This window comes from Nocardia asiatica NBRC 100129, assembly GCF_000308415.1.
GTDB lineage: Bacteria > Actinomycetota > Actinomycetes > Mycobacteriales > Mycobacteriaceae > Nocardia > Nocardia asiatica.
In genome coordinates, this window is the sequence record NZ_BAFS01000156.1 from 1 (window position 1) to 20,382 (window position 20,382).

At 70.6% G+C, this 20,382-nt stretch carries 20 protein-coding genes and 1 riboswitch; of the genes, 12 read left to right on the top strand and 8 right to left on the bottom strand.

All coding sequences use genetic code 11. The features are described from left to right. Positions 1–59 precede the first annotated feature (59 nt). Positions 60–794, bottom strand: a complete 735-nt coding sequence (locus ON27_RS14690) for an anti-sigma factor (RefSeq protein WP_043726308.1) — start codon at positions 792–794, stop codon at positions 60–62. Positions 795–1,138: 344 nt separating this feature from the next. Here ON27_RS14690 and ON27_RS14695 point away from each other — a divergent pair, with 344 nt between their 5' ends. From ON27_RS14695 to ON27_RS14720, 6 genes are all read left to right on the top strand, one after another. Then, on the top strand, positions 1,139–1,693 hold the full coding sequence (locus ON27_RS14695; protein ID WP_043726310.1) for a TerD family protein: 555 nt from the start codon (positions 1,139–1,141) through the stop codon (positions 1,691–1,693). 165 nt (positions 1,694–1,858) lie between these two features. Next, the gene (locus ON27_RS14700; RefSeq protein ID WP_043726312.1) at positions 1,859–2,272 is read left to right on the top strand and encodes a phage holin family protein; all 414 of its coding nucleotides are present in this window, start codon (positions 1,859–1,861) and stop codon (positions 2,270–2,272) included. Further along, entirely contained in the window at positions 2,269–2,664 is a 396-nt protein-coding gene (locus tag ON27_RS14705) for a DUF3618 domain-containing protein (protein WP_043726314.1), read from the top strand. Before ON27_RS14700 ends, ON27_RS14705 begins: the two co-directional genes overlap by 4 nt. Beyond that, a complete protein-coding gene (locus ON27_RS14710) occupies positions 2,661–2,918 on the top strand; it encodes a DUF4235 domain-containing protein (RefSeq protein ID WP_043726316.1) in 258 nt (85 codons plus the stop codon). Before ON27_RS14705 ends, ON27_RS14710 begins: the two co-directional genes overlap by 4 nt. Positions 2,919–3,276: 358 nt before the next feature. Beyond that, positions 3,277–3,645, top strand: coding sequence for an STAS domain-containing protein (locus ON27_RS14715; protein ID WP_043726341.1), 369 nt, complete (start codon positions 3,277–3,279; stop codon positions 3,643–3,645). Positions 3,646–3,762: 117 nt separating this feature from the next. Beyond that, complete coding sequence (locus tag ON27_RS14720; protein WP_043726318.1) at positions 3,763–5,115, top strand: cytochrome P450; 1,353 nt, start codon at positions 3,763–3,765, stop codon at positions 5,113–5,115. Between the two features lie 130 nt (positions 5,116–5,245). On the opposite strand, the gene ON27_RS14725 is transcribed toward ON27_RS14720, so the two are convergent. The 3 genes from ON27_RS14725 to ON27_RS14735 all read right to left on the bottom strand — a co-directional run bounded on the left by ON27_RS14725 (position 5,246) and on the right by ON27_RS14735 (position 10,328). Beyond that, complete coding sequence (locus ON27_RS14725; RefSeq protein ID WP_043726320.1) at positions 5,246–5,773, bottom strand: DUF8020 domain-containing protein; 528 nt, start codon at positions 5,771–5,773, stop codon at positions 5,246–5,248. Between the two features lie 171 nt (positions 5,774–5,944). Further along, positions 5,945–9,520 (bottom strand): cobaltochelatase subunit CobN, encoded by a 3,576-nt coding sequence (gene cobN / locus ON27_RS14730; protein ID WP_043726322.1) that lies wholly within the window; start codon positions 9,518–9,520, stop codon positions 5,945–5,947. A gap of 35 nt (positions 9,521–9,555) precedes the next feature. After that, a riboswitch (cobalamin riboswitch) is annotated at positions 9,556–9,672 on the bottom strand. Continuing rightward, on the bottom strand, positions 9,654–10,328 hold the full coding sequence (locus ON27_RS14735; protein WP_051046595.1) for a TetR/AcrR family transcriptional regulator: 675 nt from the start codon (positions 10,326–10,328) through the stop codon (positions 9,654–9,656). It overlaps the preceding riboswitch by 19 nt. 104 nt (positions 10,329–10,432) lie before the next feature. Between ON27_RS14735 and ON27_RS14740 the strand changes: the two genes are divergently transcribed. Continuing rightward, positions 10,433–11,989: an MFS transporter gene (locus ON27_RS14740; protein WP_043726324.1), complete on the top strand. Its 1,557-nt coding sequence runs from the start codon at positions 10,433–10,435 to the stop codon at positions 11,987–11,989. 85 nt (positions 11,990–12,074) lie between these two features. Here the strand turns inward: ON27_RS14740 and ON27_RS14745 are convergent, their stop codons facing one another. The 3 genes from ON27_RS14745 to ON27_RS14755 all read right to left on the bottom strand — a co-directional run bounded on the left by ON27_RS14745 (position 12,075) and on the right by ON27_RS14755 (position 14,544). Then, a complete protein-coding gene (locus tag ON27_RS14745; protein ID WP_043726326.1) occupies positions 12,075–12,515 on the bottom strand; it encodes a nuclear transport factor 2 family protein in 441 nt (146 codons plus the stop codon). A gap of 10 nt (positions 12,516–12,525) precedes the next feature. Continuing rightward, complete coding sequence (locus ON27_RS14750) at positions 12,526–13,326, bottom strand: SAM-dependent methyltransferase (protein ID WP_043726328.1); 801 nt, start codon at positions 13,324–13,326, stop codon at positions 12,526–12,528. 144 nt (positions 13,327–13,470) lie between these two features. After that, positions 13,471–14,544, bottom strand: coding sequence for a hypothetical protein (locus tag ON27_RS14755; protein WP_245559954.1), 1,074 nt, complete (start codon positions 14,542–14,544; stop codon positions 13,471–13,473). 402 nt (positions 14,545–14,946) lie between these two features. On the opposite strand from ON27_RS14755, the gene ON27_RS14760 reads away from it, so the two are divergent. Then, positions 14,947–15,963 carry an alpha/beta hydrolase gene (locus ON27_RS14760; RefSeq protein WP_043726345.1) on the top strand — a complete coding sequence of 339 codons (1,017 nt, stop codon included), beginning with the start codon at positions 14,947–14,949 and terminating at the stop codon, positions 15,961–15,963. Between the two features lie 83 nt (positions 15,964–16,046). Continuing rightward, on the top strand, positions 16,047–17,234 hold the full coding sequence (gene cobG / locus ON27_RS14765) for a precorrin-3B synthase (RefSeq protein WP_043726332.1): 1,188 nt from the start codon (positions 16,047–16,049) through the stop codon (positions 17,232–17,234). A 24-nt stretch (positions 17,235–17,258) separates the two neighbouring features. Here the strand turns inward: cobG and ddaH are convergent, their stop codons facing one another. Beyond that, positions 17,259–18,104, bottom strand: a complete 846-nt coding sequence (gene ddaH, locus ON27_RS14770) for a dimethylargininase (RefSeq protein ID WP_245559955.1) — start codon at positions 18,102–18,104, stop codon at positions 17,259–17,261. 135 nt (positions 18,105–18,239) lie between these two features. Here ddaH and ON27_RS14775 point away from each other — a divergent pair, with 135 nt between their 5' ends. The 3 genes from ON27_RS14775 to ON27_RS14785 all read left to right on the top strand — a co-directional run. Continuing rightward, on the top strand, positions 18,240–18,677 hold the full coding sequence (locus tag ON27_RS14775; RefSeq protein WP_043726335.1) for an Lrp/AsnC family transcriptional regulator: 438 nt from the start codon (positions 18,240–18,242) through the stop codon (positions 18,675–18,677). A gap of 100 nt (positions 18,678–18,777) precedes the next feature. Then, positions 18,778–19,413, top strand: coding sequence for a precorrin-8X methylmutase (locus ON27_RS14780; protein ID WP_043726337.1), 636 nt, complete (start codon positions 18,778–18,780; stop codon positions 19,411–19,413). Beyond that, the coding region (locus ON27_RS14785) for a precorrin-2 C(20)-methyltransferase (protein WP_043726339.1) at positions 19,410–20,382 on the top strand (973 nt) is incomplete at its 3' end. The genes ON27_RS14780 and ON27_RS14785, both read left to right, overlap by 4 nt.

Here is a 20,382-nt window from a genome sequence, read left to right on the forward strand (position 1 = left end):
CGCGACCCTCGAAGGTTGCGAGTAGCCGGGCTCCCTCCGGCACGGCGGCGGAGCGTGGCTCAGCCGAGTTCGACGGTGGCGATCCGCGGCGCGGTCGGTCGTGACGACCCGCTCGCGGGTTCGATCGTGACGGCGACGACGTCAGCGCGGCCGAGCCCGGTCACCACACTCGACGGCACCTCGGTCAGCACGCCGGCCGAGCGCGCGGTCCCCGCGGGGGACACCACCCAGAGCTGATAGGCCTGTCCGGGCGGCGGCGCGGGTACCGCGTCGAAGATCACCGCGGCGGCGGCGAGCCGGTCCGAGGCGCTCACCCGCAGCGTGCCCCCGACCGGGAGTTCGACCACGCGGGTGCGGGAATCCGGTTGACCGAGGACCTGCTCGGCGGTGACCGGCGTGGCACGCGTCCCGGTGATCCGCTCGGCCACCACCACCGTGCCCGCTCCGGCGCCGATGACGACCGCGACCGCGACCGCCAGCCGGACCAGGCGGTGCCGCTCGAACAGCAGCCGTGGAGTCCGGCGACGGCGGCGCGCGGGCGCAGACGTGTCTTCGATCGCCCGCAGGATCTTCGACTCGAGTGTGGGCGGTGGATTGCGCGCTTCGGCCGCGCTCAGCGCCGCCAGCGTCTCCCGGATACCGCGCACGGCGGACGCGAACGCCACCGCGGTCGCGGAATCAGCCCCGGCGAGGCGATTCTCGATGCGCCTTCGCTCGATCTCGGCCACCGCGTCCATCGCGTAGGGATAGGCCAGATCGAGCAGATCCGCGCGGCACAGCTCGGTGTCGGTCACGACCGGTCACCTCCGGCCGAACACCCGCCGTGCGCACCATCGGCCGATCGCCCGCCCACCGTTACCCCGGCGTGCGAACGGACCGGAGACCGCCGGGACGGACGATCGCGCGTGGATCGACCCGCGCCGCGGTCTCGGCGCACCTGCCCTGTGCCAACCCGCATGCCTTGACTTCGCGGCGCATCGCCTCATGGATTGGATTCTCGTCATATTTCGCCTCGGCACGGGTACGCTGCTCGTCCGCCGGATCGTCTCGGCCGAACGTGCCCCCGCACGCCGCACCTCCGCTCCGCATGGGAACGGCCCGTGCGCCTGTTCGCAGTCCAGCGCAGAGGAGAACCTCGATGGCCACCGAAGTTCGCGATGCGGGCGGCGTCCCGCTCGCGCATGTCACCGTGTCACTCGGCTGGGACCCTGCCACACGCCCGCGCCTGCTCGGCCGCCGTACGGAGATCGATCTCAACGTCGCGGCCCTGCTCTTCGCCGCGGACCGGCTCGTGGACGTCGTCTACCATGAGCAGCTCAGCTCGTCGGACGGCTCCGTGCGTCTGCACGGGGACAGCGTCACCGGCGCGGGCACGGGCGACGACGAGGTCGTCAGCGTCGATCTGTCCCGGCTTCCGCCGCGGGTCGGCACGGTCCTGTTCCTCGTCACCTCCTACACCGGCCAGACCTTCGATCAGATCGCGAACGCCTACTGCCGGGTGATCGACACGGTGGGGCGCACCCAACTCGCCCGGTTCGACCTGACCGGCAGCGGTCCGCACACCGGTCTGGTGCTCGGTCGAGTTCGTCGCGAGGACGGCGCCTGGCGTTTCGAGGGTCTGGGTGAAGTCCTGCAGGCCAGGCACCCGGTCGAGGCGGTACCACAGCTCGGCGGCTACCTCGACCGGTCGTGACGCGATTTACCCTGCGGCTCAACGGCTTCGGCGCGAGTCGCGCTTCCTGACCGCGCGGCGGCACTGCCCCTGCCTCGGCGTCGGCGCCGCGTCCGGGCGTCCGATTGGAATCCGGACGCGCGGGTAGTCGCCGTGCAGGAGGTATGACATGCCGAAGGAGGTCTCATGACCGAGACGACACATCGCCCGCCGGCGAACGCACGGTCGGTCACCGAACTGGTGGAGGACGCCACAGCCCAGCTGTCCCGGCTGATCCGCGACGAACTCCAGCTCGCCCGTATCGAGATGCGGCAGAAGAGCAAACGGTTCGGCCGTGGCGCGGGCCTGGCGGGCGTCGCGGCGCTGCTGGCGTTCTACGGCGGGGCGGCGCTGGTCGCCGCGGCGGTGCTCGGCCTCACCGAGGTCGTGCCGGGCTGGGCGGCCGCGCTGATCGTCGCGGGCGCGCTGCTGGTGGTCGCGGCGATCCTCGGAATGTCCGGCAAGAAGAGCGTGGAGCAAGCGACACCTCCGATCCCGCAGGAGGCGGTCGAGGGTGTGCGCGAGGACATCGAGGTGATCAAGGACAGGAGGCGGGGATGAGCGACACCCGACCCGAGACCGGCCGGCCCACCGACGACGTCGCGGCGCTGCGGCGCGACCGCGATCAGGCCAGAGCGGAACTCGGCAGGACCGTCGAACAGCTCGGCAACAAGCTCGATGTTCCCGCCCGGAGCAAAGAAAAGGCCCACGAGGCCGTCGAGGCGACGCAGCACGCGGCCTCCGAGGCGGCGCACGCCGTCACGGACAAGGCCCAACAGGCCAGGAGGGGCGCCGCGGACCTCGCGCACCGGGTGGCGGCCGCGGCACCGGAGCCGGTGACCGCGCGCGGCAGGCAGGCCGGTGGCGCGCTGCGCGACCACCCGATCCCGGTAGCCCTCGGCACGGCGGTGATCGCGGCGCTGGTGTGGCAGATCGTACGGAGGCGGCGATGAAGACCCTCTACAAACCGCTCGGCTTGGTGATCAGCGTGCTCGGCGGCCTCGCGGCGAACGCGGTGTTCACCAAGGTGTGGACGCAGATCACGGGTGAGGAGCAAGCCCCTGCCTCGACCGCGCGGGACCATTCCTGGCGCGAGGTGCTGTTCGCCGCGGCGTTGCAGGGCGCCGTGTTCGGTCTGGTCAAGGCCGCGATCGATCGCGCGGGCGCGACCGGATACGAATCGCTCACCGGGACTTGGCCGGAGTAGCGCCACCTGCGACAGCGGCCCGCAGCCGCCGCTCGAATCCGCCGCCGCCGTGCGTTCGGACACTCCGCTCCGGAAGTCCGAGATCACGGCGGCGGCCGTGCGCTGTCCGGCTCGCGGTCTCCGCATCCGGTCCTCGTTCATGGCGCGTGTGGCGAGCACGGGTTCCCCGGGAGCGCGATCCGGCGGGGCACGAGAGGGGACGCACCGCACAGTCTGATCGTGTCGCGGCTGGATGGGGTAAGTTGGCCGCGGAATGCTCGCTCTCTGCGCTGTGCCCCATTGCGCAAGAGACGCGAACCGGAGCGGAGGTCGACGTGGCGTACTGCCGAGGACGCCTCGCCGGCACGGGAGGTGGATGGTGAGTTCCGAAAGCGCGCATCGAGCGCTGGAGGTCGAGGTGCGGTCGGTGGACGCCACGGTGGTCGTCACCGTGCACGGCGAGATAGACATGGCCTCCGCGCCGCGCCTGCAGTCGGCGCTCGACGAGGCGCTGCGCGACGCGCCCGCCGCGGTCGTGGTGGACATGTCCAACGTCGGCTTTCTCGGCTCCGCCGGTCTCAGCGTCCTGCTCGCGGCCTCCGAGGCCACCGGCTCCGGCGGTCTGCGCGTCGTCCCGAGCGACGCGGCGCGCAGGCCGATCGAGGTGACCGCACTGGATCGGCTGCTCACGGTGTTCGACTCCGTCGAGGACGCGCTCGCGGTGGACGAGACCCAGTCACCGAGCTGACCCTCCCCGCACCGCATCGGTGCAGCGCAGACCCCACCGTGGTTTCGACCCGACGGCGCCGGGTATGTGATCGGTCGTCGGCACCGTGTCGACCCGAGCGCACCGGGAGGAGGCCGTATGGCAGACAACCGCGAACACCGACTGGTGGGGGTGCCCGCGGTGGCGGCATTGGCGGATCTCGGATTCGCCTCGGTCGCGTCGGGCGTCATCGCACGGCGTCGGCCGGTCCTGGGCTTGCTCGAGCGCACCGGAGCCGATTCCCGGGCCATCGAACGCATGCGGCAGCTGCGCCGCGAATTCGGCGCGGGACCGGTCGAGCTCGTGGTGCCGGGTCGCCGGATCGTGGTCGTCCTCGATCCGCACGACGTCGGCCGGGTACTGGCCGACGCGCCGACACCGTTTCATCCGGCCAATCGGGAGAAGCGTGCCGCGCTGCGCCAGTTCCAGCCGCACGGCGTGCTGCTGTCCGAGGGCCCGATCCGGGATCAGCGCCGCGCCGTGAACGAGGCCGCGCTGGACTCGGCCGAGCCACTGCATCGCCTGGCCGGGCCGTTCGCCGAGGCGATCGCGGAGGAGGCCCGCGAGATGGTCGTGTCGGCCCTGCACCGCGGCCACCTGGACGCGCGGCAGTTCACCACACGGTGGTGGCGGCTGGTGCGGCGGATCGTCCTCGGGGAGCGAGGACGCGACGACACCGTGCTCACCGACGAACTCGCCCGGCTGCGCTCGGCGGGCAACTGGTCGTTCCTGGCGCCCGCGCATCGCAGGCAGCGCGACCAGTTCACCAACCGGCTCTACCGCCACGTCGAGTCCGCTCCGCCGGACAGCCTCGCCGGCGCGCTGGCCGCGGTGCCCGCGGGCGGGGCCATCGATCCGGTCGGGCAGATACCGCACTGGCTGTTCGCCTTCGACGCGGCGGGTATCGCGCTCAGCCGCGCGCTGGCGGTGCTCAGCACCCACCCCGAGCATCACGCCCGCGCGCTGGCCGACGCCGTGGACCCGGACCGCGTCGACCTGCGCGGCTACCTACGCGCGTGCGTGCTGGAGTCGGTGCGGCTGTGGCCGACCACCCCCATGCTCTTGCGCGACATCACCGCCGACACCCAGTGGCGCGAGGGCGACGAGCGCTTCACCATCGCGGCAGGCGCCGCCCTGATGATCGCGGTTCCGGCGTTCCATCGGGACGCCGATCTGCTGCCGTTCGCCGACCGATTCGTCCCGGAGATCTGGCTCGACGGTCGCGCGGAGCAGTATCCGCAACTCGTGCCGTTCAGCGCGGGCCCGGCCGACTGCCCCGGCCGCAATCTGGTTCTGTTCGTCACCAGCACGCTGCTCGCCCACCTGCTGACCTCGGCCGACTTTCGGCTGCGCTCCACGCCGCGCCCGAACCCGGACGGCCCGCTACCGGTGACCTTGAACAACTTCGGTCTCGACTTCACCGTCGAGCCGTGCATGACACAGGCCGGCTGAGCGCCCATCGCGCAGGCGGCCGGGCGACAACAGCGCGGTCACGAACGCTCCGCACGGAGAAACGAACGGCCGCGCCCTGCGCCGGAGCGCCGAGCGCGGCCGATGCCGCCCTCGCGGGTCGGCCGCGCACCTACCGACTGGCGCCCGCGGCGGCGCCGATGAGGCCGCCGACCACGCAGCCGGGGAAGACCCCGACGACGAAGAAGACGAGCCCGATCAGCGCACCGACGGCGCAGCCGATCGCCAGCCCGCCCAGGGTGGTCGTCGGGTCACCGATGAACTGCGGCGCGCCCGGCTCCGGCACGACGGCGCCGACCGGCGTCAAGGTCAATGTCGTCCCGGCCGCATCGATGTCCGGAGTCACGCCGACCTGCTGGCCGAACGCGGACTGCACGGTGGTGGGCACCGTCGTCAGCACCGCGCCGTCCGGCCCAAGCACCGCGATCTCCCCGTCCGGCAGGTAAGCGAAGGTACCGGAGGCGAGCGTGACCGCCGCGCTCGACCGGTCCGGCGCGACGGTCGCGGTGTAGCCGACACCGCTGCCGTTCGCGCTGATCGCGGGGCTGTCGAACCCGGTCTGCCCGTACGCGGTCGCCGCGGTCACGCCGGTGGCGGCAATGGTCAGCAGCGTGGTCGCAACCAATTTCGTGAACTTCATGAGCCTTCCCATCCTCAGCAGATTCGATCTGTCGTTACCTGGGTACAGCCGTGGAGCACTAGCGATTATAGAGGTTACGCATCACCATCTCCGGCAGTTGAGAATGCCCGAAATGTCTTGCCCGCCAGCGTGTTCCGTAGACCGACGGGAAAAATGGAAGGGTGGCCGCGGCTACTCCAACTCGCCTTCGGTCTCCAAGTAGACCTGCCGGAGACGGTCCAGCGTGTCCGGTTCGGGACGTTCCCACAGCTTCCGCTCGGCCGCCTCCAGCAGCCGTTCGGCAATGCCGTGCAGCGCCCACGGATTGGACTGCTCCATGAACTTCCGGTTCACGTCGTCGAAAACGTAGCTCTCGGTGAGTTTCTCGTACATCCAGTCGGCCACCACGTTGGTGGTGGCGTCGTAGCCGAACAAGTAGTCGACGGTCGCCGCCATCTCGAACGCGCCCTTGTAGCCGTGCCTGCGCATGGCCTCCAGCCAGCGGGGGTTCACCACACGAGCGCGGAACACCCGCGCCGTCTCCTCCGACAGCGTCCGGGTGCGCACCGCGTCCGGACGGGTGCTGTCACCGATGTACGCCTCCGGATTCTTGCCGGTCAGCGCACGCACCGTGGCCACCATGCCGCCGTGGAACTGGAAATAGTCGTCGGAGTCGGCGATGTCGTGCTCGCGGGTGTCGGTGTTCTTGGCGGCCACCGCGATTCGGCGATACGCGCCGCGCATGTCCTCGGCGGCCGGCGCGCCGTCGAGATCGCGCCCGTAGGCGTAGCCGCCCCATGCGGTGTACACCTGGGCGAGATCGTCGTCGGTGCGCCAGCTCTTCGCGTCGATCAGCTGCAGCAGCCCCGCCCCGTAGGTGCCCGGTTTCGAGCCGAAGATGCGGGTGGTGGCGCGCCGCTGGTCGCCGTGCTCGGCGAGATCCGCGAGGGCGTGCGCGCGCACGTAGTTCGCGTCGGCCGGCTCGTCCAGGTCGGCGACGAGGCGAACCGCGTCGTCCAGCAGAGCCAGGACATGGGGGAAGGCATCGCGGAAGAAACCGCTGATGCGCACCGTGACATCGATTCGGGGACGGCCCAGCTCGTCGAGCGAGAGGACCTCCAGCGTGCGGACCCGGCGGCTCGCCTCGTCCCAGACCGGGCGGACGCCCAGCAGCGCGAAGACTTCGGCGATGTCGTCGCCCGAGGTTCGCATCGCGGAGGTGCCCCAGATCGACAGACCCACCGACCGCGGATACTCGCCATGGTCGGCGTGGTAGCGGTCGAGCAGGGATTCCGCCATGGCCTGCCCGGTCTCCCAGGCCAACCGGGAGGGCACCGCCTTCGGGTCGACCGAATAGAAGTTGCGCCCGGTCGGCAGGACATTGATCAGGCCACGCAACGGCGAGCCGCTCGGTCCGGCCGGGATGAACCCGCCGTCGAGCGCGTGCAGCACCCGCTCGATCTCGACGCCGGTCCCGCGCAGGCGCGGCACCACCTCGCGGGCCGCGAACCGCAGCACGCGGCGAACCTCGGCGTCGTCGGTGAGACCGTCGACCGCGTCCGCCGACCAATCCGCCGCCTGCAGCCCCGCCACCAGCGCGCGGGCGCGATCCTCCACCGCGTCGACGCGCTCGCGCGCCGCGCCGCCCGACTCGTCGAGGCCGAGGGCTTCGCGCAGACCGGGCACACTGCGCTCACCGCCCCACAGCTGGCGCGCCCGGAGCATGGCCAGCACCAGGTCGAGTTCGCTCTCCCCCACCGGCGCCCGGCCGAGCACGTGCAGGCCGTCGCGGATCTGCACGTCCTTGATCTCGCACAGCCAGCCGTCGACGTGCAGCAGCATGTCGTCGAAGGAGTCCTCGTCCGGACGCTCGGTGAGGCCGAGATCGTGGTCCATCTTCGCGGCCCGCATCAGCGTCCAGATCTGCTGGCGGATGGCCGGGAGCTTGGCCGGATCGAGCGCGGAGATGTTGGCGTGCTCGTCGAGCAACTGCTCCAGCCGCGAGATGTCGCCATAGCTCTCGGCGCGCGCCATCGGCGGGATCAGGTGATCGACCAGCGTGGCGTGTGCCCGCCGCTTGGCCTGGGTGCCCTCGCCCGGGTCGTTCACCAGGAAGGGATAGATCAGCGGCAGGTCGCCGAGTGCGGCGTCGGTGCCGCAGGAGGCCGACATGCCGAGCGTCTTGCCCGGCAGCCATTCCAGGTTCCCGTGCTTGCCCAAGTGCACCATAGCGTCGGCCGCGAAACCCTCACGGGCGCTGAGCCACCGATAGGCCGCGAGATAGTGGTGACTGGGCGGCAGGTCGGGATCGTGGTAGATCGCGACGGGGTTCTCGCCGAAACCACGCGGCGGCTGGACCATGAGCACGACGTTGCCGAAACGCAGCGCGGCGATGACGATCTCCCCGTCCGGATCGGAGGAGCGGTCGACGTACTGTTCGCCCGGCGGCGGCCCCCACGCCCGCACCACGGCGTCGCGCAGGTCTTCGGGCAGGGTGTCGAACCAGGCCGCGTAGGTCGCCGCGCCGATGCGGATCGGGTTGCCCGCCAACTGTTCGGAGGTCAGCCAGTCCGGGTCTTGGCCGCCCGCCGCGATCAGGGCGTGGATGAGCGCGTCACCGTCCTGTTCGTCCAGGCCGGGAACCTCGCCGGGACCGCCGAGATCGTAACCGGCGCGCCGCATCTCGGTGAGCAGGCGGATGGCGCTGGCCGGAGTGTCCAGACCGACGGCGTTGCCGATGCGGGCGTGCTTGGTCGGGTAGGCCGACAGCATGACGACGACCCGCTTGCGGGCGGCCGGAATATGGCGCAGCCGCGCGTAGCGGGTCGCGATGCCCGCCACACGGGCGGCGCGCTCGGGGTCGGGGACATAGGTGGACAGGCCGTCGGCGTCGAATTCCTTGAACGAGAACGGGACCGTGATGATCCGCCCGTCGAACTCCGGCACCGCGACCTGGGTCGCGACGTCCAGCGGGGACAGTCCGTCGTCGTTGGCCTCCCATTGCTCACGGCCCGTGGTCAGGCACAGCCCTTGCAGGATCGGCACGTCCAGGTCGGCGAGCGCGCCGACATCCCATGCCTCGTCCTCGCCGCCCGCCGACGCGGTGGCGGGTTTGGTGCCGCCCGCGGCCAGCACCGTCACCACCAGGGCGTCGGCTCGGCGCAGGGTCGCGATCAGCTCGGGTTCGGCGGTGCGCAGCGACGCGCAGTACAGCGGCAGCGCCCGTGCGCCCGCCTGTTCGATGGCGGTACACAGAGCCTCGACGTAGGCGGTGTTGCCGGCCAGATGCTGGGCGCGGTAGTAGACCACCGCCACGGTCGGACCATCCGCGGGCGTGGCGGCGGCCCGGTCGAGTGCGCCCCAGCTGGGGAGCTGAATCGGCGGCTCGAAGCCGTGGCCGGTCAGCAGCACGGTGTCGGACAGGAAATTGTGCAGCTGGCGCAGGTTCTCCGGGCCGCCTGCGGCGAGGTAGTTGTGCGCGTCGGCCGCGACGCCGCCCGGAACGGTGGAGCATTCCATCAGCTCGGCGTCCGGGGCGATCTCGCCGCCGAGCGCGACCAGCGGAATCCCGCTCGCGCGCACCGCCTCCAGCCCCTCCTCCCAGGCCCGCTTGCCCCCGAGGATGCGCACGATCACCAGGTCGGCGCCGTCGAGCAGGCCCGGTAGGTCGTCGACCAGCAGGCGCGCCGGATTCCCCCAGCGGTAGTCGGCGCCGCTGGCGCGGGCACTGAGCAGATCGGTGTCGGACGTGGACAACAGCACAATCACAGGTGGCAGCCTTCCTCGGGTGACGCGCCCATCAGGGGGTTCGCTGCTCGCCGGAGAGGGTCTGGCTTTCTACAGTGGCGCGACCGCACCGGACTTCCACCGGTTTCCTCGTCGTCCGCCGAGCACGCCGAGCCTACCCGCCGCCAGGATCACTCTCGAGCGAGTGTCCGGCGCCGTGGTCACGATCGCGGGCCCGGGCGGCCAAGAAATCGTCGACGAGTCGCGCGCACTCCTGCGCCGTGGTGGGCGGGAGGCCGACCAGCCTTGCGAAGACGATCGGGCCCACCAGTTGGGTCAGGGCGAGCGTTACGTCGAATTCGCCGAGCTGGGCGCGCACCCGCGGATCGCCGAACAACTGGTCGAACGGCTTGCGGTACTGCTCGATGAGCCGCTGACGCAGCGAGGTGAACGCCGGGCCCGCGCCGGGTTCGCCGCGTTCGCCGGTGGCCAGCCACGCCAGCGTGGACAGCTGCAGCGGGGCCTCGTTGATCACCGTGGCCTGCCTGCTGAGCAATTCGGTCAGGCGCACGCGCAGCGGCCCGGCGGGCGGCGCCTCGATGACCGGAGGAAGCAGACGCTCCAGCGTGGCGGCGCGCAATTGCACGGCGTTGTCGAAATGCCGGTACAGCGTGGTGCGCGCGACCTTCGACATGGTGGTGACCGCTTCGACGGTGACCGCCTCCAGCCCACCGGCTTTCAGCAGCGCGGTGGCGGCGTCGAGCAGTCTGGCGCGCGAGCGCAGCTTGCGTGGATCGACATCGTCACCGGGCTCGGGGTGGGGCGGGGTGGGGTGGGCAGCACCGGTCATGGGTCGAACGTTCCTCCCTCCGCGACGTCTATCGCCACCCGGCCAACTTATGCTACTGATAGTAGCGTAGCGATACTGACAGTTCTGTTCTGCCGGGAGGCGACATGGAGTCCACCACGACCCGCTTGTCGGCCGCTCAGCGGTGGATGTTGGCGATCTCCTGTTCCACGGTGGCCCTGGTCGTCGCGTCGATGGCGGCCTTGTACACGGCGCTGCCGGAGATCGCCGCCGCGACCGGGGCCAGTCAGCACCAGCTCACCTGGGTCGTCGACGGATACACCCTGGCGCTGGCCTGCCTGGTGCTCCCGGCGGGCGCGCTCGGCGACCGGTACGGGCGGCGTGCCGTACTGATCCTCGGACTGTCGGTGTTCGCGCTGGCCTCGGCGACGCCCGTACTACTCGACACGCCCGGCTGGCTCATCGCGGGCCGGACGGCGGCCGGGGTGGGCGCGGCTCTCGTCATGCCCTCGACCCTGTCGCTGATCACCGCGGGGTTCCCCGAGTCGCGCCGAGCCGATGCCATCGGATTGTGGGCGGGCGTCGCGGGTGCGGGCGCGGTGCTCGGCATCCTCGGCTCGGGCCTGCTGCTGGAGCAGTGGTCGTGGGTATCGATCTTTCTCGCGATGACCGTCGCCGGCCTGCTCCTGATGATCGCGGGATCCACACTGCCGGAGTCGGTCGACCGGGCTCGTCCCAGGCTGGACGTGTGGGGCGCGGTCACCTCGGCCGCCGCCGTCGGATCGCTGGTGGTGGCCGCCATCGCGGCGCCCGAACGCGGGTGGCTGGACCCGGTGGTGATCGGTACGGCCGTCGTAGCCGTGCTGGCGGCGGTGGCGTTCGTAGTGGTCGAGACCCGGGTGGCGCACCCCCTGCTCGATGTCCGCCTGTTCATCCATCGAGGCTTCGGCTCCGGCACGGCCACGGTGACCCTGCAATTCCTCGTGTGCTTCGGGACCTTCCTGCTGATGGTCCAGTTCCTGCAACTGATCCTCGGGTACCGGCCGCTGATGTCGGCGCTGGCGATGGCGCCGATGGTCGTGCCGATGGTGGCGATCTCCGCGGTGGCGCCCCGGCTGGCCGAACGGGTCGGACCACGGCTGCCGATAGCCGGCGGGCTGGTGAGCATCGGGATCTCGCTCATCGCGCTCTCCCGCCTCGACGTCGACAGCACCTACGCCGACCTGCTCTGGCCGTTCCTGATCATGAGCGGCGGCACCGGACTGTGCACCGCACCCGCGACGGCCGCGATCATCGCGGGCACCCCGGCGGCGAAACACAGCGTCGCCGCCGCGGTGAACGACGCGGCGCGCGAAGTGGGCGCGGCGGTCGGCATCGCCATCGCGGGCAGCATCCTCGCCGCCGGATACAGCAACCGCATCGCGCCCGCCCTGGCGCGGGTGCCCGAACAGCTTCGCGAGCCGGTCGGCGACTCGCTGGCCGCGACGCTGCACGTCACCGACCGAGTGGGCCCGCAAGCCGCGCCCCTGGCCGAGCTCGCCGAGTCGGCCTTCGTCCACGGCGTCCAGCAGTCCGCGCTCGCGCTGGGCATTCTCACCTTCGTCGCCGCGATCCTCATCGGCGTGTGGGCGCCGGGACGCGCACGCGCCCAAGCGGACGCGGTGACGGTACGACCGGAAACGCAACCGACGACAACGCCGTGATACGCCGTCGTCCCGTGTCGTGGCGACACGGACACCACGGACGCGGTGCGCGTGAGCCGTATTCGGGCCGCGGACGACACCCGACCTAGATCAAGTCGGCGTTGCCGTCGATCACTTTGAGGTGATAGTGGAACCGGTTGACCCGCCACCCGTCGGCGGTGCGCACCACGCCGAGGGAGTAGCTACCGACGAACGTGCGGGTCTTGCCCTCGACCGCGGTGTTCTTGACGTGCACCGCGATCGCGTCCGCGTGCACGCGCGCGGCGTCGCCGTCCAGATCGATGAGGTGATTGCCGGACTGGTGGTGCACCTCGTCCAGATCGGCGAGCCCGGTGCGCCAGTCCGCGATGATGTCGGCGGCGGCCCGTTCCCCCACCGGCCCGCCGAACCCGCCGTCGAAATCCACGGCCGGGGTGAAGACCTCCGACGCCAGCCCTTCCCAGCGCTTCTGATCGGTGTACACGAACATCTTGGTGATCACCTCGACGATGGCGAACCGGTCGGCGAGGGTGGAGATTTCGGACATACGCCCGACCTTAGCCGGGGCCTGCCGCCGAGGTTTTCCGAGCCACCCCGCCCAGCAGCACCAGCCCGGTGTCCGGAAGGTCGTCGTCGAGCCAGCGTTGCAAAGGAACCACGCCGGGATCCATCAGGTCGAAACCCTCGAAGAACGACTCGACCACGGCCGGAGACCGGTACCTGACCTGCGCCGAGGAGTTGGCGGTGTCCGACGACGACTGGGCGATGAAGTCCGGATTGCTGTTGTCGGCGCCGTGCGTCAACGCCAGATAGCTTCCCGGCGCCATGGCCGCACCCAGTCGCGCGACGATCTCGGCCGGGCGCTCGTCGTCCATAACGAAATGCAGGACGCCGACGAGCGTGATCGCGACCGGCTCGTCGAAGTCGATCGACCCCTCGCCCTTCAACCGGTCGAGTAAGTCCTCCGTACGGCGGACATCTCCCTGCATCGCCGTCACGCCCTCCGCTTGCGTCAGCAGGGCGTTGCAGTGCGCGTAGACGACCGGGTCGAAATCGACGTACACCACCCGCGCCGACGGATCGATCTTGCGGGCGACCTCGTGCACGTTGGGCGAAGTGGGGATACCCGCACCGAGATCGATGAACTGCCGGATACCCGCCTCCGCGGCGAGCTGGACCGCGTTCACCAGGAACTTGCGACTGAACCAGGCCAACGTCCGGGTATCCGGCGCGATGGACAGCATGCGCTGCGCGACCGCCCGGTCCACCTCGTAGTTGTCCTTGCCGCCCAGCAGATAGTCGTATACCCGGGCGGAATTCGGCACGTTCGGATCGACGCCCCGCGGTGCTCGTTCCATATCGGACACCGTACCTGCCGGATCGCGTCGGCGAATATGCTGACGAATTGTTGCCGGCCCTTACCGAATTCCTCAACTCGCGAAGCGACGTAAACGATAAAGTTCGCGCGAGAGAGTGATTCCGATGTCGTCGCGTAAATGGTGTCACTCGTAGGACGGGCCGCCCGTCGCGAGCACCTCGGCTCGCGCCATGAGTTCGTCTGCCACCGAACGGGAACGGCGGCCCAAACCGCATGCGCAGGCGACTCCGTCGACCGGGCGGCCCAGCGCGCTCTCGATGAGCCGCAGCGTCTCCAACTGCTGCGCCTCGGTGGGCGCGTCGTGCACCAATCCCGCATAGAAACTCGTGCCCGCACCCAGCCTCAACCCCGCCAGCGGCGCATAGAACTCGGCATTCTCCGATGGCGGTCTATCGCCCGCCGCGACGGGGCCGTGCACGTACTCCAGGACGCGTCCCCGCGGCCATTGCCGGACGACGGAATTCGCCAGGTCGACCAGCGGCCGGGCATCGCGCAGCCTGCCACGGGCTTTGTTGCGCAGACTGCCCAGGCACAGGTGCACCCCGAAACGAGTTCCCTCGGGCGCGGCCGCGGCCAATGCGGCGATCCCCTCGCCCAGTCCCAGCACCCGATCGACCGATCGGTGCAGCGGTTGTGTCTTCGCCATGAGCACCAGCTCCGCCGTCGCCTCGAGCTGCACGACGACGTCGTCGCCGGCCAGTTCCCGAATGGCGGTGATGTCGCGCACTGTGGCGAGGGTGAAGGCCCGGCGATGCCGCCGCACACCGGAGGCCCCCATGGCGATGAACGTCAACGTGAAGTCGGTCGGCATGCCGATCTGCAGCGCCAGACCGGGCAATTCGCGGTTCCCGCGCAACTCGCGGAAGATCGGCAGCGCTTCCTCGGCCTCGCGTCGATAGCCGAGATCCATGGCGTCCGCGCACAGTTCGGTGCCCTGGGCGACGCGATGGATCGTCCGATGCCGGCTCGTGCGCCACGTCCCGGGCTTCTTCACCGCCAGGACGCCCTGGGCCACCAAACTTTCGACGATCGGCTGGATGTAGAACTCGTAGCGCCCGGTCTCCCCCGTCGGCAGGGTACGCAGCCGCGCACCCGCGCTGTCCAGCATGGCCCGCATCGCGACGTCCGCGTTCTCCGCCGGGAAGCTCCCGACGAAATGCACCGCTCGCGTACCCACGCTCTGTCTCGTAGCACTCACGTTCCCGCGCTCCTCGTTCACCGCTACGCCCCGGAGGTCCGCGCTCCCGACGCCCCATCGGGTACGGCCGGATGCACGCGTGCGGAATCAACTATGCGATAGCCACTGAACATTATGTGCGGTATCGGCGTTCGCCGGAGAGTCGGACGCACGATCCGCCCCGGATCGGGAGGCAATCGGCGGTGGGGAAGCCCGACGCCCGCACGGGTGCACCGCTCTCCACGCTCGTTCGCTCGAAGTCGTTCGCCGGAGCGGTCGACGGCGTCGCCGTCGGGGTCGACTTCGCCACCTTCGTTCCGCCGAGGGATGGTCGACGTCCGCTGGAACGAAAACTCTTGCCAGCACGTGTAATACGAACGACCGGTATTGCGCGGCGCGACGTTCGCGCATAGCCTGCGTCGCGTGCGAACCTGGCTACGGTCCTTCGCCGCCTCGGCCGCGGCGACCCTGCTCTGCCTGACTCCGTGCGTGGCCCGTGCCGAGCACACTGCGCCGGGTCGCTGCACGTCGGTCTCGATCCCGGTACCGCTCGGGATGATGGCCGGTGACCTGTGCACGCCCACGGCGCAGGCGAGCGACACCGTCATGGTGCTGATCGCGGGTTCCAACTACAACCACACGTACTGGGATTTCCCCTACGCTCCGGAGACTTACAGCTTCCGGCGCGCGATGAACGCCGCTGGGATCGCGACCCTGGTGGTCGACCGGCTCGGCAACGGCGCGAGCACCAGACCGCCGAGCACGCAGGTCACGGCGACGGTCTCGGCCCGCGCCCTGCACGACATCGTCCAGGCCCTGCGCCGGGGGCTGGCGGGTGCGCCCCCGTTCGACAAGGTCGTCACCGGCGGGCATTCGCTCAGCTCGGGTATCGACGTCTTGGAGGCGAGCACGTACCAGGACGTCGACGGCCTCCTCCTCACCGGTTTCTCGCACGCCCTCAACGTTTCGGAAGTCCTCGGCGTCATCTCCACCTACCACCAAGCCGCCGGGGATCCGCAATTCTCCGGGCGCGGATACGACCCGGGCTATCTGACGACACGCCCCGGTACCCGCGCCGCCGATTTCTTCGCCCCCGAGACGGCCGACCCCGAAGTTCTCGCGGTGGACGAAGCGACCAAGGAAGTCTTCTCGCCGACCGAATATCCCGACGGCCTGACTTCCACCCTTCCGCCGATGACCAACTTCATCGATGTCCCGGTTCTGGTCGTCAACGGCAGCCTGGACCGGCTCTCCTGCGGCCCCGGCTTCGCGGTCTGCGCGAACGCCGAGACACTGCACGCCGCCGAGGCGCCGTTCTTCAGCCCGGCCGCGCGGCTGCGCACCTACGTGCTGCCCGGCAGCGGGCACTCGGTCAACCTCGCGCGCAACACCGCCGAGTACCGGGCCGCCGTCATCGACTGGGTGCGTTCGATCGCCTGAGGCAGCGTTCGATGCCGCGCCCGAACGGGCCGCACTCGGGCGAGCGGCCGGGCACCGCGGCGATTCCGTAGGCTGGGGCCGTTATGACACGACGCGCTGCTGATTCCTGCCCCGGCGTACTGCGGCTGCACGAGGCGGCGGACGGGCCGCTGGCGCGGATCCGGGTCCCGGGCGGGCGCTTGGAGCCCGCCCAGATGCAGGCGCTGGCACAGGCCGCGCACGACTTGGCGGACGGCAACATCGAACTCACCTCGCGCGGCAACGTCCAATTGCGCCAGGTGCGCGACGCGGGGACATTGACCGACCGGCTCGCGACCGCGGGCCTCCTGCCGAGCGCGACGCACGATCGGGTGCGCAATATCGTCGCCTCGCCGCTGTCCGGCCGCATCGGGGGCTCGGCCGACGTACACCCGCTGGTCTCCGCGCTGGACGCGGGTTTGCTCGCGGCGCCGCGCCTGGCCGACCTGCCCGGCCGGGTGCTGTTCACCCTCGACGACGGACGCGGCGACGTCAGCGGACTCGGCGCCGACATCGGGGTGCACGCCGTCGGACCGGACGAGTTCGCACTGCTGCTGGCGGGCGGCGACAGTGGCCTTCGGGTGACCTCCGCCGACGCGGTCGATGTCATGCTCGCCGCCGCGCACGAGTTCCTGCGACTGCGCGGCGACGATGCGGGCAGCTGGCGGCTGCACGACATCGAACACGGCGCCGCACGCGTCGCCGACGGCCTCGGTCTGGCCCCCGGCGCCGAGCGGCTCGAATTCTCCGCGGCGCGCAGTATCCCGATCGGCTGGCTCGAGCAGGACGACGGTTCGGTCGCCCTCGGCGCCGGTGTGCGCCTCGGCTGCTTACCCGCCCGCGTCGCGGAGTTCCTCGCCGCGGTCGAGCGGCCGATTCACCTCACGCCGTGGCGCAGCCTGGTGGTCACCGATCTCGCGGAGTGGGCCGCCGAACAGGTGGTGCGCGTGCTGGCCCCGATGGGTTTGATCTTCGACGCCGACTCGCCGTGGTTGCTGGTCAGCGCCTGTGCCGGGCAGCCGGGCTGCGCGAAGTCGCGCACCGATGTCCGGGCCGACGCCGCCGACGCGGTCGGCACGGGCCGGGTGCTGCCCGGCGTCGCCGATCCGGCCGGCGTCCCGCGGACGATGCCCGCACCGGAGGTCGCGGTCGCCGGACGTCAGCACTGGTCCGGGTGTGATCGCCGCTGCGGCCGCCCGCAAGGCGAGGTCACCGATGTCGTCGCGACCGACGACGGTTATCGCGTCGACTGACCGTCCCACCGTGCCGGTCGCCGGTCACCTGCCGTGCATCTCCAGGGTGCAGCATTTGACGGAGCCACCGGCCTTGAGCAGCTCGGACATCTCGATGCCCACCGGGTGGTAGCCACGCGCGCGCAGCGCGTCGCTCAGGTCGGTGGCCGCGCTGCTCAGGAAGACGTGGAAACCGTCGCAGACCCCGTTCAATCCGAGCACCGCCGCGTCCGCTTCGGTGGCCACGATCGCGTCGGGGTAGAGCTCGGCGAGCACCGCGCGGGCCGCCGGGCTGAAAGCGGGCGGGTAGTAGGCGATGGTGTCGCCGTCCAAGGGAAGCAGCACCGTGTCCAGGTGGTAGAAGCGCGGGTCGACGAGCTCCAGCGAAACCACGGGCAGCCCGAAGTATCGCGCCACCTCCTCGTGCGCGGCGAACGAGCTGCGGAATCCCGTACCGGCCAGGAGACGGTCACCGACCAAGAGGAAATCGCCTTCGCCTTCGTTCCATTCCCCGGCGGCCACCAGGTTCGGCAGGCCGCACGCCGCGAACCAGGCGTGATAGGCGGGACCTTCCGCGGCGCGTTCGGCATGGGTGAAGCGAGCCGACATGGCGCGGTCACCGATGATGAGGCCGCCGTTGGCGGCGAAGACCATGTCCGGCAGGCCCGCCACACCGGGCACCACGTCCACGGTGTGCCCGTGTTCGGTGTACGCGACGCGCAAGGCTTCCCACTGCCGCACGGCCAGTGCGCGGTCGACCGGCTCGGCGGGATTCATCCAGGGATTGATGGAGTAGGTGACGTCGAAGTGATCGGGACGGCACATCACGAACCGGCGCGGTGACGAACGGCGCGCGGCGAAGTCGGCGGGGAGGGTGGCTACAGACGTCAACGGAACTCCCTGGCTCGAGCGGGACTTTCAGCTGATATGAAGGTAAGTCGCCTAGTATTGCGCTTGAAACAACAATTCATTGCGCAGCTAGCCGAAAAATCGGCAGTTCATTGCGTAGACGGCGAGAGGTGTGACATGGACGACCTCGACCGGCGGATCCTCGAACAACTGCTGAAGAACGCCAGGGCGTCGTTCCAGGAGATCGGCGGCGTGGTCGGCCTGTCCGCCCCCGCGGTGAAGCGCCGGGTCGACCGGCTGGTGGCGGGCAAACAGATCACCGGGTTCACCGCTCTGGTCAATCCCGCGGCGCTGGGCTGGAAGACGGAGGCGTACGTCGAGGTGTACTACCGCGACAACATCTCCCCCGCCGAACTCAAACGCAGCCTCGAACCGATCCCGCAAGTGGTGGGAGTATGGACGATCGCGGGCGAGGCCGACGCGCTGGTGCACGTGATGGCCACCGACATGGCCGAGATCGAGGTGACCGTGGAGCGGATCCGGGAGAACGCCCGGGTCGGGCGCACCCGCAGCGCCATCGTCATGTCGCGGATTCTCGAGCGTCCGCGCACCTGATCCCGTGGCACGCCGCGCCGGTTCCGGGGCGGCTCGGCCGGGATGCGAAGCGCCCGACCCGGACCGACCTGTCCGGACCCGCACCCATAGGGTGGACCGCATGTCCGACCTACGTGCCAGCTACCTGACCGACGGGGCCGAGATCTACCGTCGCTCGTTCGCGACGATCCGCGCCGAGGCCGATCTGAGCGGGTTCCCGCCGGACGTCGCGCAGGTCGCGGTGCGCATGATCCACGGCTGCGGCCAGGTGGATCTCGCCGCGGACATCGCCTTCTCCCCCGGTGTCGTCGCCGCGGCGCGGACGGCGCTGCGCGCGGGCGCTCCGATTCTCTGTGACGCCACCATGGTCGCGTCGGGCGTCACGAGGAAGCGACTGCCCGCGGACAACGAGGTGCTGTGTACCCTCGCCGATCCGCGCGTGCCGGAGTTGGCCGCGGCCAAGGGCACGACCCGCTCCGCCGCCGCGCTCGAACTGTGGCGCGACCGGCTCGACGGCGCCGTCGTCGCGATCGGCAACGCGCCGACGGCGCTGTTCCATCTCCTCGACCTGCTGGACGCGGGCGCGCCCCGGCCCGCCGCCGTGCTCGGCATCCCGGTCGGATTCGTGGGAGCGGCCGAATCGAAGGACGCGCTGATCGAGTTCGGCGGCGTCGAATACCTCACGGTGCGCGGCAGGCGGGGCGGCAGCGCCATCACCGCGTCCGCGTTGAACGCGATCGCGAGTGAGCGGGAATGAGCGCGCCGGGCAAGCTCTGGGGTGTCGGACTCGGTCCCGGCGATCCCGAATTGGTGACGGTCAAGGCCGCCAACGTAATCGGCGCGGCGGATGTCGTCGCGTTCCACAGCGCGCGCCACGGCCGCAGCATCTCCCGCCGCATCGCCGCGCCGTACATGCGTCCCGGCCAGTTGGAGGAGCATCTGGTCTATCCGGTGACCACCGAGACCACCGACCACCCCGGCGGCTACCAGGGCGCGATCGACGAGTTCTACGAGCAGGCCGCCGAGCGGCTGGCCGGGCACCTCGCCGCTGGACGTTCGGTCGCGCTGCTCGCCGCGGGCGACCCGCTGTTCTACAGCTCGTATATGCACATGCACCGGCGGCTGGCCGACCGGTTCGAAGCCGAGATCGTTCCCGGGATCACCTCCGTGAGCGCGGCGTCGGCGGCACTGGGCACGCCGCTGGTCGAGGGCGAGCAGGTGCTCACCGTACTGCCGGGCACCATGCCCGCCGAGGAACTCACCCAGCGGCTGCGCAGCACCGACGCGGCCGCGATCATGAAGCTGGGACGCACCTATCCCGCCGTGCGTCAGGCGCTTTCGGATTCCGGCCGGCTCGCGGGCGCGTACTACGTGGAGCGCGCCAGCAGCACCGACCAGCGTGTCCTGCACGCCACCGCGGTGGACGACGCGGAAGTGCCCTACTTCGCCATCACCCTGGTGCCGGGCCCCGAACCGACCACGCCGCTGCCCCGTCCAGCGCCGGAGCCGGTCGCGCAGCGGCAGATCGGCACGGACGAGACCACCCGCGTCGGGGAGGTCGTCGTGGTCGGCCTCGGCCCCGGCGCGCCGGAGTGGACCACCGAGGAGGTGCGCGCCGCCCTGGCGGAGGCGACCGACCTGGTGGGTTACACCACCTACCTGAACCGGGTGCCCGAACGCGCCGGACAGCGTCGTCATGCCAGCGACAACCGGGTCGAATCCGAGC